This window comes from Pseudomonas sp. DSP3-2-3, assembly GCF_049898225.1.
In the GTDB taxonomy this organism is placed as follows: Bacteria; Pseudomonadota; Gammaproteobacteria; order Pseudomonadales; family Pseudomonadaceae; genus Aquipseudomonas.
The window spans coordinates 167,002-180,432 of the sequence record NZ_JAFCXH010000008.1; the positions used below are offsets into that span (position 1 = coordinate 167,002).

The window sequence follows — 13,431 nt, forward strand, 5'->3', positions numbered from 1 at the left end:
GCAGCACTTTTCGGTTACAACCCCGCCAACCCATCCAGCAGCGCCTGATTCTGTTCTGGCGTGCCAATGCTGATGCGCAGGAATTGCGCGATGCGTTCCTGCTTGAAGTGCCGCACGATCACGCCTTGTTCACGCAGCTGCGCCGCCAGCCCTGCCGCGTCGTGCTCGGGGTGACGGGCGAAGATGAAGTTCGCCGCCGACGGCAATACCTCGAACCCTTTACCTTGCAACCCCACACTCAGCGCATCACGACTGGCGATCACTGCATTGCGGGTGGCGTCGAAGTGTTCGCGATCCTCGAACGCCGCCGTCGCGCCGACAATCGCCAGACGATCCAGCGGATAGGAGTTGAAGCTGTTCTTGACCCGCTCCAGCGCCTCGATGAGATCTGGATGGCCAACCGCCAGACCAACCCGCAAGCCCGCCAGCGAGCGTGACTTGGACAGGGTTTGCGTTACCAGCAGGTTCGGATAACGCTGTACCAGACTGATCGCGGTTTCGCCGCCAAAGTCGATATACGCTTCGTCCACTACGACCACTGAATCCGGGCTCGACTTGAGCAATTTCTCCACAGCCTCAAGGGCCAGCAGGCAGCCCGTTGGCGCATTCGGATTGGGGAAAATGATGCCGCCGTTAGGCTTGGCGTAATCCTCGACGCGAATCTGGAACTGGTCGTCCAGCGGCACGGCGTCGAAATCGATGCCATACAGCCCGCAATACACGGGATAGAAGCTGTAGCTGATGTCCGGAAACAGCAGCGGTTTATCGTGACGGAAAAACGCGTTGAAGATGTGCGCCAGAACCTCGTCGGAACCATTACCCAGAAAAACGTGGCTGGCCGGCACGCTGTAATAACTGGCCACGGCCTGCTTGAGCAGATCGCTGTTGGGGTCCGGATACAGGCGCAAGTCATCGGTCAGTTCGGCACGCATCGCCGACAGGGCCTTGGGCGACGGGCCGTACGGATTTTCATTGGTGTTGAGTTTGACCAGCTTGGTCAGCTTCGGCTGTTCGCCCGGCACATAAGGCACCAGATCATTGACGAACGCACTCCAGAATTTACTCATTTCAGTTCCCCTGCCCTTCAGTACTGTCAATGATTCGATACTCGGCGCTGCGCGCGTGAGCGGTCAGAGACTCGCCTCGGGCCAGCACTGAAGCCGTTTTGCCCAGTTCAGACGCGCCCTGCTCCGAGCAATAGATGATCGAGGAGCGCTTCTGGAAATCGTATACACCGAGCGGCGATGAAAAGCGCGCGGTGCCCGAGGTTGGCAGGACGTGGTTCGGCCCCGCGCAATAATCACCGAGAGCTTCGGAAGTGTGGCGACCCATGAAGATCGCGCCCGCGTGACGGATCAGCGGCAACCAGGTTTCCGGATCGGCTACCGACAACTCCAGGTGTTCCGGCGCGATACGGTTGGCGACTTCAATCGCCTGCTGCATATCCACCACCTTGATCAACGCACCACGGCCATTGATCGACTTGTCGATGATTTCGGCACGCTCCATGGTCGGCAGCAATCTGGCGATGCTCGCCGCGACTTTATCGAGGAATTCGGCATCCGGGCTGACCAGAATCGCCTGGGCGTCTTCATCGTGCTCAGCCTGGGAAAACAGGTCCATGGCGATCCAGTCCGGATCGGTCTGGCCATCGCAGACCACGAGAATTTCCGAAGGCCCGGCGATCATGTCGATACCGACCTGACCGAACACGTGGCGCTTGGCCGTTGCCACATAAATGTTGCCGGGGCCGACGACTTTATCGACCTTGGGCACGCTTTCAGTGCCATAGGCCAATGCAGCAACCGCTTGTGCGCCGCCGATGGTGAATACCCGGTCGACGCCAGCAATACAGGCAGCGGCCAGGACCAATTCGTTGATTTCGCCACGCGGAGTCGGCACAACCATGACTACTTCGGTGACGCCCGCCACTTTCGCGGGAATGGCGTTCATGAGCACCGATGAAGGGTAAGACGCCTTGCCGCCCGGCACGTACAGCCCGGCACGATCCAGCGGCGTGACTTTCTGGCCCAGCACCGTGCCATCAGCCTCGGTGTAGGTCCAAGAATCCTGTTTCTGCTTTTCGTGGTACATGCGCACCCGATCCGCTGCCTTTTCCAGTGCTTCGCGCTGGGCCGGGGTGATGCGTGTCAGGGCCAGCTCCAGACGCTCGCGAGGCAGGATCAGATCCGCCATCGAAGCGACCTGCAATCCGTCAAAGCGCTGCGTGTACTCGACCAATGCCGCATCGCCACGTTCACGCACGGCTTTGATGATCTCCAGTACGCGCTCGTTGACCGAATCATCAGACACACTTTCCCAGCTCAGCAGATGATCCAGATGATGTGCGAAATCAGGGTCAGCAGCATTGAGTCGGCGAATTGCAGTCGGTGCGGTCATAGCGAGAGCCTCATAGGAATGGCAAAAACTCAGGCGCCCTAAACTAGCAGTCGATCCGCTTGGGCACCTGAGAATTCTGGCTATGAGGCGGATAGACGGGCGCGACTCAAGGTCGCGCGGGTAAGTCAGCCGCGGTGTCGTGACTCCACTGCATTGCGCAGGGTGTCGATGAGCGCCTGAATGCGGGCGTGCTGCATTTTCATGGAAGCCTTGTTGACTACCAGACGCGAACTGATCGTGGCGATCAATTCCTGAGGCTCCAGGCCATTGGCGCGCAGCGTATTGCCGGTGTCGACCACGTCGATGATCTTGTCGGCCAAGCCAATCAGCGGTGCCAGTTCCATCGAGCCGTAGAGCTTGATGATGTCAACCTGACGGCCCTGCTCGGCGTAATAACGCTTGGCAACATTGACGAATTTGGTGGCTACGCGCAGGCGCCCTTTGGGCTCCACGGCGCCAATGGCACCGGCGGTCATCAGCCGGCACTTGGCAATCTGCAGATCCAGCGGCTCATACAGGCCCTGGCCGCTGTATTCCATCAACACATCTTTACCAGCAACACCCAGGTCGGCAGCGCCATGCTCGACGTAAGTCGGCACATCGGTGGCACGCACGATCAACAGGCGCACATCGGCCTGGGTCGTCGGGATGATCAGCTTGCGGCTCTTGTCCGGATTCTCGGTCGGCACGATGCCCGCTTCAGCGAGAAGCGGCAATGTGTCGTCAAGAATACGGCCCTTGGACAGTGCGATGGTCAACATGGGAAACGTCAGTCCTTATCAGGAAACTTTTGCCCGGACGCAAACGGCGCCGAACAACCCTCACGCGAAGAACACCAGGCATGAGGTGGAACGATTCAGAAATCACACAAGTGTCGAAGTACATATCCTACAGCCTGACCGAACTGATTCGGCCGGGCTGTCGGGATACTTGAAGTCTACTAGCCCGGAACGCGACGGATCTTCGCGCCCAGCATTTGCAGCTTCTCTTCGATGCACTCGTAACCACGATCTATGTGGTAGATGCGGTCGATCAGGGTGTCGCCCTGGGCAACCAGCGCCGAGATCACCAGACTGGCCGATGCACGAAGGTCGGTCGCCATCACTGGCGCGCCTTTGAGAATCTCGGTGCCGGTCACGATTGCGGTATTACCCTCAACCTGGATCTGCGCGCCCATGCGATGCATTTCGTACACGTGCATGAAGCGGTTTTCGAAGATGGTTTCGATCACGGCGCCAGTGCCTTCAGCGATGGCATTGAGCGAAATGAACTGCGCCTGCATGTCAGTCGGGAACGCAGGATACGGTGCGGTCCGGATGTTGACGGCTTTTGGCCGCTTGCCGTGCATGTTCAGTTCGATCCAGTCAACGCCGGTGGTGACTTCGGCACCCGCTTCCTGAAGCTTGAGCAACACCGCTTCGAGGATCGTTGGATCGGTGTCCTTGAGCTTGACGCGACCGCCAGTAGCGGCGGCGGCAACCAGGTAAGTACCGGTTTCGATGCGATCCGGCATGACCTTGTAAGTCGCCGAACCCAGACGCTTCACGCCATCGATGGTAATGGTGTCAGTGCCGGCACCGTGAATCTTGGCACCCATGGCAATCAGGAAGTTGGCGAGGTCGACTACTTCAGGTTCGCGGGCGGCGTTCTGCAGAACGCTGCGACCGTTGGCCAGGCTCGCGGCCATCATGATGTTCTCGGTACCGGTCACACTGACGGTATCGAAGAAGAAATGGGCGCCGCGCAGGCCGCCTTCAGGCGCCTTGGCCTTGATGTAGCCGCCTTCCACGTCAATGATCGCGCCCATGGCCTCAAGACCACGGATGTGCAGGTCGACCGGACGCGAACCGATGGCGCAACCGCCAGGCAACGCAACTTCGGCTTCACCGAAACGGGCAACCATCGGACCCAGCACCAGAATCGAGGCACGCATGGTTTTCACCAGTTCGTACGGGGCGATCAGGGTCTTGATGGTGCGGGCGTCAATTTCAACGCTGAGCTTTTCGTCGATTACAGGCTCGATGCCCATGCGACCAAACAGCTCGATCATGGTGGTGATGTCGTGCAGGTGTGGCAGGTTCTGCACGGTGACCGGTCCGTCGGCCAGCAACGTAGCGGCAAGAATCGGCAGGGCAGAGTTCTTCGCCCCGGAGATGCGGATTTCGCCATTGAGACGAACGCCGCCAGTAATAATCAGTTTATCCATAAGAATCTCGACGCCAATTGGCTCAGGTGCGCTCGGCCCATGCAGCGCGGCTGAAAAATTTCATAGTGACCGCATGGATGCTGCCATCGGCGATCCACGGGTTCAGATGAGCATAGATCTGCTGCTGACGCTTGACGGGGCTAAGCGTAGCCATCTCGTCACTGATCACGTTGAGCTGGAAGTTGCAGCCTTCGCCTTCAACTTCGACCTGGATCTCAGGCAACTTCCCTTCAAGGAAGCTCTTAACTTCTACGGCGTGCATGCTTAACCTCGATTGGCGACCTACGCGCGCGGGTCGGCCATCATACAAAAAAGCCCACTCAATGCGAACCCCGCAACGCGGGACCCGGACGAGGGGCTCATTCAATGGACATCATTCAATGGTTGCCAAGCAGCTCGGTCAGCTCTGACACCTGGGCAATCTTGCGCATGTCTTCAGGCATCGCGCGAACGGTGACCGACTTGCCTGCGTCCTTGGCGTCCCGCATGAATGCGAGCAACAACGCGAGGCCGACACTGCTGGACTTCTCGACGCCAGCGCAATCCAGTACCACGGTTGGCAGCTCGCTCGACTTGATCAGTGCCGCACCCTGCTTGCGCAGGGCCGGGCCGGACCGATAGTCGAGCACACCAGTCAATTGCAACTCACCCGGTGCGCCAAGTCGAATGGCGGACTCAGTCATTGCGCAGCCTGACCGGCGGCGTCAGGTGCCTTTTCCTTGGCCTTGGCAACTTCGCCAGCCCAATTATTGATGGTTGCATCCAGGTTGTTGCCGTTGCGCTGCATGGCGTCGGAGAACTGATCGCGGAACAGCTTGCCGATGTTGATGCCATTGATGATCACGTTGCGCACTTTCCACTCGCCGCCAAGCTTGACGAGGGTGTAGGACACTGGGTAGTTCGCCCCGTTGTTGCCCTTGACCAGCATGTCGACGCTGGTGCGGTCGTCACCTTCAGGCTTTTCCGGGGAAACAGTGATGCCCTGGTTGTTGTATTCCAGCAAGGCATTGCCATAGAACTGCATCAGGCTGCGCTTGAAGTTTTCCTGGAAGCGCTGCATCTGGGCCGGCGAAGCATTGCGTGAATACTTGACGGTCATGATGCTCCTGGAAATGCCATCGGCATCCACCACGGGCCCGACAATGCGGTTGAGTGCATCGTAGAAGGCGCTGGGATTGGTTTTGTACTGTTCTTTGTTGGTTGCCAGGTCAGCGAGCAATTCCTTGGTGGTGCGATCCACCAGGTCATGCGCGGACGGCGTAGTGGCCGCATTGGCCAGCATCGGTAGCAACGCCAGTAATACCAGCAGGCCACGGCGCAAGGTCGAGATCATGTAAAAGCTCCTCATTTGGCGTCTTTACTCACGGTATTGAGCAGGAATTTTCCGATCAGGTCTTCCAGCACCAGCGACGACTGCGTGTCATGGATAGTACCGCCATCCTTGAGCAGGCTTTCATCGCCGCCCACGCTGATACCCACATATTTTTCACCCAGCAAGCCGGCCGTCAGGATCGACGCCGTGGAATCCACCGGAAGGTTATCAACCTTCTTCTGCAGCTCCATGGTCACCCGACCGGTGAAGGTATCGCGATCAAGATCGATCGCAGTCACCTTGCCAATCGTGACACCCGCCATGCTGACCTTGGCTCTGACAGTCAAACCGGCAATATTGTCGAAATTTGCATAAAGTTTATACGTTTCGCTGGTGGCGCTGCCGCTCAGACCGCTGACGCGCAGGGCCAGCAATAGCAAAGCCAGTATCCCGGCCAGCAGGAACAGGCCGACACCGGTTTCGATGGTGCGGTTTTGCATCAGAAATCTCCAAACATCAAGGCGGTCAAGATAAAGTCCAGGCCCAGTATGGCCAACGAGGCGTATACGACTGTTTTGGTAGTGGCGCGACTGATCCCTTCTGACGTGGGCTCGCAATCGTAACCCTGGAACACGGCGATCCAGGTCACCACAAACGCAAAAATCATGCTTTTAATGACACCGTTGACCACGTCACCGGTGAAAGAAACGCTGTTCTGCATGTTCGACCAGAACGAACCTTCATAAACACCGAGCCAGTCGATGGCGACCCAGGAGCCGCCCCAGATGCCGACCACGCTGAAGATCATGGCCAGGATCGGCAAGGAGATGAATCCGGCCCACAAACGCGGTGCAATGATGTACTTGAGTGGATCGACACCAATCATTTCCAGGCTCGACAGCTGCTCGGTGGACTTCATGTTGCCGATCTCGGCGGTCAGCGCGGAACCCGCACGACCAGCGAACAGCAATGCCGCCACTACCGGCCCCAGCTCACGCAGCAGGGTCAATGCTACCATCTGGCCAACGGCCTGCTCCGAGCCGTAGCTGGAGAGGATACTGAAACCCTGGAGTGCCAGAACCATGCCGATGAACATGCCGGAGACGACGATGATCGCCAGGGACATGACACCGACCGAATGCAATTGTTTGACCAGCAATTGAAAGCTGCCACCGATCCCGCCACGACCGAACAAGGCATGGACCAGAAAAATCCCTGATCGTCCCAACACGGTGAGGATATCGATAGCGGAACGCCCAAGCAGGCGTATCCGCTCTATTAATGACTTGCTGCGCATCAGCGCTTCCCCAAAAGATCTTCGCGATAATCCGGCGCCGGATAATGAAACGGCACGGGGCCGTCTGGATCGCCGGTCATGAATTGACGGATACGAGGGTTGTCCGAGCCCATCAGCTCTTGCGGAGTCCCCTGCCCCAGTACCTGACCATCGCCTACCACATAAAGGTAATCGGCAATGCTGGCGGTCTCGGCCAGATCATGGGAAACGACCACGCTGGTAATCCCCAACGCATCATTGAGCAGCTTGATCAGCCGAACCAGGACGCCCATTGCAATCGGGTCCTGGCCCACGAAAGGCTCGTCGTACATGAGAATCTGTGGGTCCAGTGCGATTGCCCGCGCCAGCGCTACACGGCGCTTCATGCCGCCGGAAAGCTCGTCCGGCATCAATTCGATCGCACCGCGCAGCCCAACGGCCTGCAACTTGAGCAAAACAATGTCACGAATCATTTCTTCGGGCAGTTCGGTATGAACGCGCAAAGGAAATGCCACGTTTTCGAACACATCGAGGTCGGTGAACAAGGCGCCGCTTTGAAACAGCACGCCCATGTGCTTGCGTGCGTCAAACAGATCGCTGCGCGACAGCCTGGGCAGGTTCTGGCCGTTGACCCAGATTTCGCCGGCAGACGGACGCAGTTGTGCGCCCATCAGGCGCAGCAGGGTTGTCTTGCCACTGCCCGAAGGCCCCATGATGCCGGTGACTTTGCCACGGGGAATACGAATATCGACATTTTCGAAGATGCTGCGCGTACCGCGCTTGAAGGAAACGCCCTTCAGCTCGATCGCGTAGGCGTTATCGGCACTCATCAAAGCTCCTTGCGCTACAGACTCACTCTCAGCTGCCTGATCCCTTGGCGGGAGGCATGCTGTCTAGGTGGGCCGAACAGGCCGCGAACTATACCACTGCAATATCACGCCGCCCAAGCGAGAACCGGATGAATCAATATCACGACAAATAATTTGCGCCATTTCCCACAAAGTTGTAGGCAGTTGCGGATAGGTTCACGGGTTTGAAAACAAAGTGTGACGATCAAGCGTGAGGGAATCGCGCATTACCGCTATAATCGCCGCCTTTTAGAAGGCTGAACAATTTACCCATGAGCCAGTCCAGCGACCTGATCCAGTCTGCACAACGTACCATTCGCCTCGAACTGGAAGCCGTAGAAGGCTTGCTCAGTCATATCGATGCGGATTTCGTCCGCGCTTGCGAGATGATTCTTGCCAGTAAAGGGCGCGTTGTCGTGGTCGGCATGGGCAAGTCCGGGCACATCGGCAAGAAAATCGCAGCCACGCTGGCCAGTACCGGCACGACCTCATTCTTCGTGCATCCGGCTGAAGCCAGCCATGGCGACATGGGCATGATCACCGCCGATGACATCATCCTGGCGCTGTCCAACTCCGGCACCACCGCCGAAATCGTGACCTTGCTGCCGCTGATCAAGCGCCTTGGCATCAAGATGATCAGCCTGACGGGCAATCCGGCATCGACGCTGGCCAAGGCCGCCGACATCAATCTGAACGCCCGCGTTGAGCACGAAGCCTGCCCGCTGAACCTGGCCCCGACGTCATCGACGACGGCGGCATTGGTGATGGGTGACGCGCTGGCCGTCGCCTTGCTGGAAGCACGCGGCTTCACTGCCGAGGATTTTGCCTTCTCCCATCCGGGCGGCGCTCTGGGCCGACGGCTGTTGCTCAAAGTCGAGCATGTCATGCATACCGGCGACGAACTGCCCAAGGTGCAACGAGGCGCACTGCTGCGTGACTCATTGATGGAAATGACCCGCAAGGGTCTGGGCATGACCGCAATTCTCGAGGCCGATGGACGACTGGCGGGGATATTCACCGATGGCGACTTACGCCGCACGCTGGATCGCCCTATAGACATCCGCCTGACCACCATCGATGAAGTCATGACGCTCCATGGCAAGACTGCGCGCCCCGAAATGCTGGCGGCCGAAGCCTTGAAAATCATGGAAGACCACAAGATTGGTGCGTTGATCGTCGTCGACGAAAACGACCACCCCGTCGGCGCATTCAACTTGCAGGATCTTCTGCGCGCGGGCGTCATGTAATGGGAGACGTGACCATGACCACTGATTTGCTGCAACGCGGCAAGAACATCAAGCTGGCGATTTTCGACGTCGATGGCGTGCTGACTGACGGCCGCCTTTACTTTCTGGAAGACGGCAGCGAGTTCAAGGCTTTCAACACGCTGGACGGCCAGGGCATCAAGATGCTCATCGCCTCCGGCGTCACCACTGCTATCATCAGCGGCCGCAAGACTCCGATTGTCGAGCGCCGAGCCAGCAATCTGGGCATCGCGCACCTGTATCAGGGTCGTGAAGACAAGCTGGTTGTGCTGGATCAATTGCTCGGCCAGCTCAATCTGAGTTACGAACAGGTCGCTTATCTGGGGGATGATCTGCCAGACTTGCCAGTCATCCGTCGTGTCGGACTGGGCATGGCAGTTGCCAATGCCAACGGTTTCGTACAGCAACATGCCCATGGCGTTACCAAGGCACGCGGTGGCGAAGGCGCGGCTCGCGAGTTCTGCGAACTGATTCTCAGCGCCCAGGGCAACCTTGAAGCAGCCCACGCCGCCTACTTATAGAAGCCATTTATGTTCAGTAAAAAAATTCGCTCGTTTCTGATCTTCGGCGTGTTGGCGGTGCTGCTCGCCGCTGCCGGCTATTGGAATATCAGCCCTGAAAGCTTCATGGATCAGCCCGTGACGTCGGTGGACGAAAGCGCTATCGATTTCTACGCAATCAACGCCCACAGCGTTCAGTACCTGCCGGATGGCAAGCTGCAATACGAAATGACGGCGGACAAGGTCGAGCACCTGAAGGCTACCGACGTAACGCTGCTGACCACACCGGACCTGCAAATGTTTCGCGGCACGCTTTATCCGTGGCATATCCAGAGCAAGCAAGGTGAAGTTTCCCCTGGCGGCACTCAGGTCGAATTGATCGATTCGGTTCGCGTAGCACGAACCGATGATAAAAACCGTACGACCATTATCACCAGTAGTCGAATGACCGTATTCCCACAGAAGCAATATGCGCAGACCGAGCAAGCCGTTAGAATCGACGGCGCGGGCGGTGTGACCACGGCCAAGGGAATGAAAGCGTATTTGAACGACGGCAGGATGGACCTGCTGTCCAACGTAAGAGGACAGTATGAGGCTCGTTAAAACCCTTCCTTTATTGCTCGGCCTGGGCGCAGCACTGGGAAGCGCGAGCGCCTGGTCCCTGCCGACTGACCGCGATCAACCGATCCACATTCAGTCTGACGATGCGCAGCTTGATGATAAAAAAGGCGTGGCCACCTACAAAGGCAACGTCATCATCACGCAAGGCTCGATGAAGATCACCGGCAACACCGTGACCATCACCCGTAACGCTCAGGGCGAAGTCGACGTGTTCACCTCCGTTGGCAACCTGGCTTATTACGAGCAGAAGCCCTCGGTGGACAAGCCTATCGTTCAGGCCTACGCCATTACCATTCAATACTACGCGGCGCAGGATCGCATCGTATTGATCGACAAGGCCAAGGTCATCAATGACGGCAACACGTCCGAAGGCGAGAAAATCGTTTACGACACCGTGAAGCAGATCGTTAGCGCCGGCCGTGCCAATGGCAACAAGGTCACCGCACCGCGTCCGCGTATCGACATGGTGATCCAGCCGAAAAAGAAAACCGACCAGCAGAAGGCCCAGTAAATGGCGACGCTGAAAGCCCAGCATTTGGCTAAAAGCTACAAGGGCCGTCAGGTCGTACGCGATGTGAGCCTGTCTATCGACAGTGGGCAAATCGTTGGCCTGCTTGGGCCTAACGGTGCCGGCAAGACAACCTGCTTCTACATGATCGTCGGCCTGGTTCAGGCCGATCAGGGCCGCGTCCTGATCGATGACCTGGACGTCAGCCACCAGCCGATGCACGGCCGTGCGCGCGCAGGCATCGGTTATCTTCCCCAGGAAGCCTCGATCTTCCGCAAGCTTTCGGTAGCCGACAACATCATGGCGATCCTTGAGACCCGCAAGGAGCTGGACAGCGCCGCGCGCCGCAAGGAACTGGAAAGCCTGCTGCAGGAATTCCACATCAGCCATATCCGCGACAACCTGGGCATGAGCCTGTCCGGTGGTGAACGTCGCCGGGTGGAAATCGCCCGCGCCCTGGCCACCTCGCCGAAATTCATCCTGCTCGACGAACCTTTCGCCGGCGTGGACCCGATTTCGGTAGGTGATATCAAGCAGATCATTCATCACCTGAAAGCCAAGGGTATCGGCGTTCTGATCACCGATCACAACGTCCGCGAAACCCTGGATATCTGCGAAACCGCTTACATCGTCAACGATGGGCAACTGATCGCCGAAGGCGATTCGGAAACCATTCTGGCTAACCAGCTGGTGAAAGAGGTTTACCTCGGTCACGAGTTCCGCCTGTAATTGCTGCGGTGTCTCGCTTCCCCAAGCGGGCAATGCCCGAGTGTTTCAATGATGCAGCATTAATTGCCATCACACTCTAGGCAAACACTTCGGTTTCAGGCATATAATTTGCTTATGTAGGCGCCCCGGCGCCCTGATAGTGGATGGCGCATGTGCGCCGGCGAATAAGGTGTTAGCCCCAGCCATGAAACCATCGCTAGTCCTGAGAATGGGCCAGCAGCTGACGATGACGCCGCAGCTGCAACAGGCCATCCGCTTACTCCAGCTTTCGACTCTGGATCTCCAACAGGAGATTCAAGAGGCGCTGGAATCCAACCCTATGCTGGAACGCCAGGAAGAAGGCGACGATTTCGACAACGCCGATCCACTGGCTGACAATATCGAGCAAAAGCCCAATCCTGATGTTCAGGAGCCGACTTATCAGGAATCCGCCCCGACGGTCGACAACCTGGAAGAAGGCGAATGGAACGAGCGCATTCCCAATGAATTGCCGGTGGACACCGCCTGGGAAGACGTCTATCAGACCAGCGCCAGTAGTCTGCCCAGCAATGACGACGATGAATGGGACTTCACCACCCGCACATCCGTCGGTGAAAGCCTGCAGAGCCATTTGCTCTGGCAGCTGAATCTGGCGCCGATGTCGGACACCGATCGTCTGATAGCCGTGACGCTGATCGACTGCATCAACAACCAGGGTTATCTGGACGAAACACTCGAAGAAATTCTCGACGCCTTCGATCCTGAGCTGGACATTGAGCTCGACGAGATCGAAGCCGTTCTGCACCGCATCCAGCAGTTTGAACCCGCCGGTATCGGCGCGCGCAATCTCAGTGAGTGCCTGATGCTGCAACTGCGCCAACTGCCTGCCAAGACCCGCTGGCTCGCCGAAGCCCAGCGCCTGGTCAGCGACTTCATTGACTTGTTGGGCAGCCGCGATTACGGCCAGCTGATGCGCCGCATGAAGCTCAAGGAAGACGAACTGCGCCAGATCATCGAACTGGTCCAGAGCCTCAATCCACGGCCGGGCTCGCAAATCGAATCCGCCGAAGCCGAATATGTCGTCCCGGACGTCATTGTGCGCAAGGATAACGAGCGCTGGCTGGTCGAGCTCAATCAGGAGTCGGTCCCTCGCCTGCGCGTGAACCCGCAATACGCCGGATTCGTGCGGCGTGCCGACACCAGCGCCGACAACACCTTCATGCGCAATCAGTTGCAGGAAGCCCGCTGGTTCATCAAGAGCCTGCAGAGCCGCAATGAAACGCTCATGAAGGTCGCGACCCAGATCGTCGAGCATCAGCGCGGCTTCCTGGAATACGGCGACGAGGCGATGAAGCCGCTCGTCCTTCATGACATCGCTGAAGCGGTCGGCATGCACGAATCGACGATTTCCCGCGTGACCACGCAAAAATTCATGCATACGCCACGTGGCATCTACGAACTGAAATATTTCTTTTCGAGCCACGTAAGCACGTCCGAGGGCGGTGAGTGTTCGTCCACAGCGATTCGCGCGATCATCAAAAAACTGGTTGCCGCGGAAAATCAGAAAAAGCCGTTGAGTGACAGCAAGATCGCTGGTTTACTGGAGGCACAAGGCATTCAGGTAGCTCGTCGCACAGTTGCTAAATACCGCGAATCACTGGGCATTGCGCCATCTAGCGAACGCAAGCGACTGATGTGACCCGGCAAGGGTAAAGACGTGGCGCGCACACTCCGCAGTCGTTTTTACCCAAGCCCCAGCTGCAGGCCAAAGCGTTCCAGTGGTAGGC

The 13,431-nt window shown here is 57.9% G+C and carries 16 protein-coding genes; 6 read left to right on the forward strand and 10 right to left on the reverse strand.

Features of this window, described 5'->3' with window-relative positions; translation table 11 throughout:
- Positions 1-14 precede the first annotated feature (14 nt).
- From hisC to ACP7E4_RS12115, 10 genes are all read right to left on the reverse strand, one after another.
- Positions 15-1,067 carry a histidinol-phosphate transaminase gene (gene hisC / locus ACP7E4_RS12070; RefSeq protein ID WP_426113698.1) on the reverse strand — a complete coding sequence of 351 codons (1,053 nt, stop codon included), beginning with the start codon at positions 1,065-1,067 and terminating at the stop codon, positions 15-17.
- A 1-nt stretch (position 1,068) separates the two neighbouring features.
- On the reverse strand, positions 1,069-2,400 hold the full coding sequence (hisD, locus tag ACP7E4_RS12075; protein ID WP_426113696.1) for a histidinol dehydrogenase: 1,332 nt from the start codon (positions 2,398-2,400) through the stop codon (positions 1,069-1,071).
- A 125-nt stretch (positions 2,401-2,525) separates the two neighbouring features.
- On the reverse strand, positions 2,526-3,161 hold the full coding sequence (gene hisG / locus ACP7E4_RS12080; RefSeq protein ID WP_426113694.1) for an ATP phosphoribosyltransferase: 636 nt from the start codon (positions 3,159-3,161) through the stop codon (positions 2,526-2,528).
- A 179-nt stretch (positions 3,162-3,340) separates the two neighbouring features.
- The gene (gene murA, locus ACP7E4_RS12085) at positions 3,341-4,606 is read right to left on the reverse strand and encodes a UDP-N-acetylglucosamine 1-carboxyvinyltransferase (RefSeq protein ID WP_065832899.1); all 1,266 of its coding nucleotides are present in this window, start codon (positions 4,604-4,606) and stop codon (positions 3,341-3,343) included.
- A 22-nt stretch (positions 4,607-4,628) separates the two neighbouring features.
- A complete protein-coding gene (locus ACP7E4_RS12090) occupies positions 4,629-4,868 on the reverse strand; it encodes a BolA family protein (protein WP_065832898.1) in 240 nt (79 codons plus the stop codon).
- 115 nt (positions 4,869-4,983) lie between these two features.
- Positions 4,984-5,289, reverse strand: coding sequence for an STAS domain-containing protein (locus ACP7E4_RS12095; RefSeq protein WP_426113691.1), 306 nt, complete (start codon positions 5,287-5,289; stop codon positions 4,984-4,986).
- Positions 5,286-5,939 carry an MlaC/ttg2D family ABC transporter substrate-binding protein gene (locus ACP7E4_RS12100; protein ID WP_426113689.1) on the reverse strand — a complete coding sequence of 218 codons (654 nt, stop codon included), beginning with the start codon at positions 5,937-5,939 and terminating at the stop codon, positions 5,286-5,288. The genes ACP7E4_RS12095 and ACP7E4_RS12100 overlap by 4 nt, the downstream gene beginning before the upstream one ends.
- An 11-nt stretch (positions 5,940-5,950) precedes the next feature.
- Positions 5,951-6,418 (reverse strand): outer membrane lipid asymmetry maintenance protein MlaD, encoded by a 468-nt coding sequence (gene mlaD, locus ACP7E4_RS12105; protein WP_020292926.1) that lies wholly within the window; start codon positions 6,416-6,418, stop codon positions 5,951-5,953.
- On the reverse strand, positions 6,418-7,215 hold the full coding sequence (mlaE, locus tag ACP7E4_RS12110; RefSeq protein ID WP_426113687.1) for a lipid asymmetry maintenance ABC transporter permease subunit MlaE: 798 nt from the start codon (positions 7,213-7,215) through the stop codon (positions 6,418-6,420). Before mlaE ends, mlaD begins: the two co-directional genes overlap by 1 nt.
- A complete protein-coding gene (locus ACP7E4_RS12115) occupies positions 7,215-8,024 on the reverse strand; it encodes an ATP-binding cassette domain-containing protein (RefSeq protein WP_426113685.1) in 810 nt (269 codons plus the stop codon). The genes mlaE and ACP7E4_RS12115 overlap by 1 nt, the downstream gene beginning before the upstream one ends.
- Before the next feature lie 290 nt (positions 8,025-8,314).
- On the opposite strand from ACP7E4_RS12115, the gene ACP7E4_RS12120 reads away from it, so the two are divergent.
- The 6 genes from ACP7E4_RS12120 to ACP7E4_RS12145 all read left to right on the forward strand — a co-directional run bounded on the left by ACP7E4_RS12120 (position 8,315) and on the right by ACP7E4_RS12145 (position 13,343).
- The gene (locus tag ACP7E4_RS12120) at positions 8,315-9,289 is read left to right on the forward strand and encodes a KpsF/GutQ family sugar-phosphate isomerase (protein WP_341521244.1); all 975 of its coding nucleotides are present in this window, start codon (positions 8,315-8,317) and stop codon (positions 9,287-9,289) included.
- Positions 9,290-9,303: 14 nt separating this feature from the next.
- Positions 9,304-9,828, forward strand: a complete 525-nt coding sequence (kdsC, locus tag ACP7E4_RS12125; RefSeq protein WP_426113683.1) for a 3-deoxy-manno-octulosonate-8-phosphatase KdsC — start codon at positions 9,304-9,306, stop codon at positions 9,826-9,828.
- A gap of 9 nt (positions 9,829-9,837) precedes the next feature.
- A complete protein-coding gene (lptC, locus tag ACP7E4_RS12130) occupies positions 9,838-10,410 on the forward strand; it encodes an LPS export ABC transporter periplasmic protein LptC (RefSeq protein ID WP_020292921.1) in 573 nt (190 codons plus the stop codon).
- A complete protein-coding gene (gene lptA, locus ACP7E4_RS12135) occupies positions 10,397-10,939 on the forward strand; it encodes a lipopolysaccharide transport periplasmic protein LptA (protein WP_331150856.1) in 543 nt (180 codons plus the stop codon). Before lptC ends, lptA begins: the two co-directional genes overlap by 14 nt.
- On the forward strand, positions 10,940-11,665 hold the full coding sequence (lptB, locus tag ACP7E4_RS12140) for an LPS export ABC transporter ATP-binding protein (protein ID WP_426113680.1): 726 nt from the start codon (positions 10,940-10,942) through the stop codon (positions 11,663-11,665).
- Between the two features lie 184 nt (positions 11,666-11,849).
- Positions 11,850-13,343, forward strand: a complete 1,494-nt coding sequence (locus tag ACP7E4_RS12145) for an RNA polymerase factor sigma-54 (protein ID WP_426113678.1) — start codon at positions 11,850-11,852, stop codon at positions 13,341-13,343.
- Positions 13,344-13,431 lie beyond the last annotated feature (88 nt).

Coding starts and splice junctions, on each gene's coding strand:
- hisC (WP_426113698.1), bottom strand. CDS start 1,067: ATGAGTAAATTCTGGAGTGCGTTCGTCAATGATCTGGTGCCTTATGTG.
- hisD (WP_426113696.1), bottom strand. CDS start 2,400: ATGACCGCACCGACTGCAATTCGCCGACTCAATGCTGCTGACCCTGAT.
- hisG (WP_426113694.1), bottom strand. CDS start 3,161: ATGTTGACCATCGCACTGTCCAAGGGCCGTATTCTTGACGACACATTG.
- murA (WP_065832899.1), bottom strand. CDS start 4,606: ATGGATAAACTGATTATTACTGGCGGCGTTCGTCTCAATGGCGAAATC.
- ACP7E4_RS12090 (WP_065832898.1), bottom strand. CDS start 4,868: ATGCACGCCGTAGAAGTTAAGAGCTTCCTTGAAGGGAAGTTGCCTGAG.
- ACP7E4_RS12095 (WP_426113691.1), bottom strand. CDS start 5,289: ATGACTGAGTCCGCCATTCGACTTGGCGCACCGGGTGAGTTGCAATTG.
- ACP7E4_RS12100 (WP_426113689.1), bottom strand. CDS start 5,939: ATGATCTCGACCTTGCGCCGTGGCCTGCTGGTATTACTGGCGTTGCTA.
- mlaD (WP_020292926.1), bottom strand. CDS start 6,418: ATGCAAAACCGCACCATCGAAACCGGTGTCGGCCTGTTCCTGCTGGCC.
- mlaE (WP_426113687.1), bottom strand. CDS start 7,215: ATGCGCAGCAAGTCATTAATAGAGCGGATACGCCTGCTTGGGCGTTCC.
- ACP7E4_RS12115 (WP_426113685.1), bottom strand. CDS start 8,024: ATGAGTGCCGATAACGCCTACGCGATCGAGCTGAAGGGCGTTTCCTTC.
- ACP7E4_RS12120 (WP_341521244.1), top strand. CDS start 8,315: ATGAGCCAGTCCAGCGACCTGATCCAGTCTGCACAACGTACCATTCGC.
- kdsC (WP_426113683.1), top strand. CDS start 9,304: ATGACCACTGATTTGCTGCAACGCGGCAAGAACATCAAGCTGGCGATT.
- lptC (WP_020292921.1), top strand. CDS start 9,838: ATGTTCAGTAAAAAAATTCGCTCGTTTCTGATCTTCGGCGTGTTGGCG.
- lptA (WP_331150856.1), top strand. CDS start 10,397: ATGAGGCTCGTTAAAACCCTTCCTTTATTGCTCGGCCTGGGCGCAGCA.
- lptB (WP_426113680.1), top strand. CDS start 10,940: ATGGCGACGCTGAAAGCCCAGCATTTGGCTAAAAGCTACAAGGGCCGT.
- ACP7E4_RS12145 (WP_426113678.1), top strand. CDS start 11,850: ATGAAACCATCGCTAGTCCTGAGAATGGGCCAGCAGCTGACGATGACG.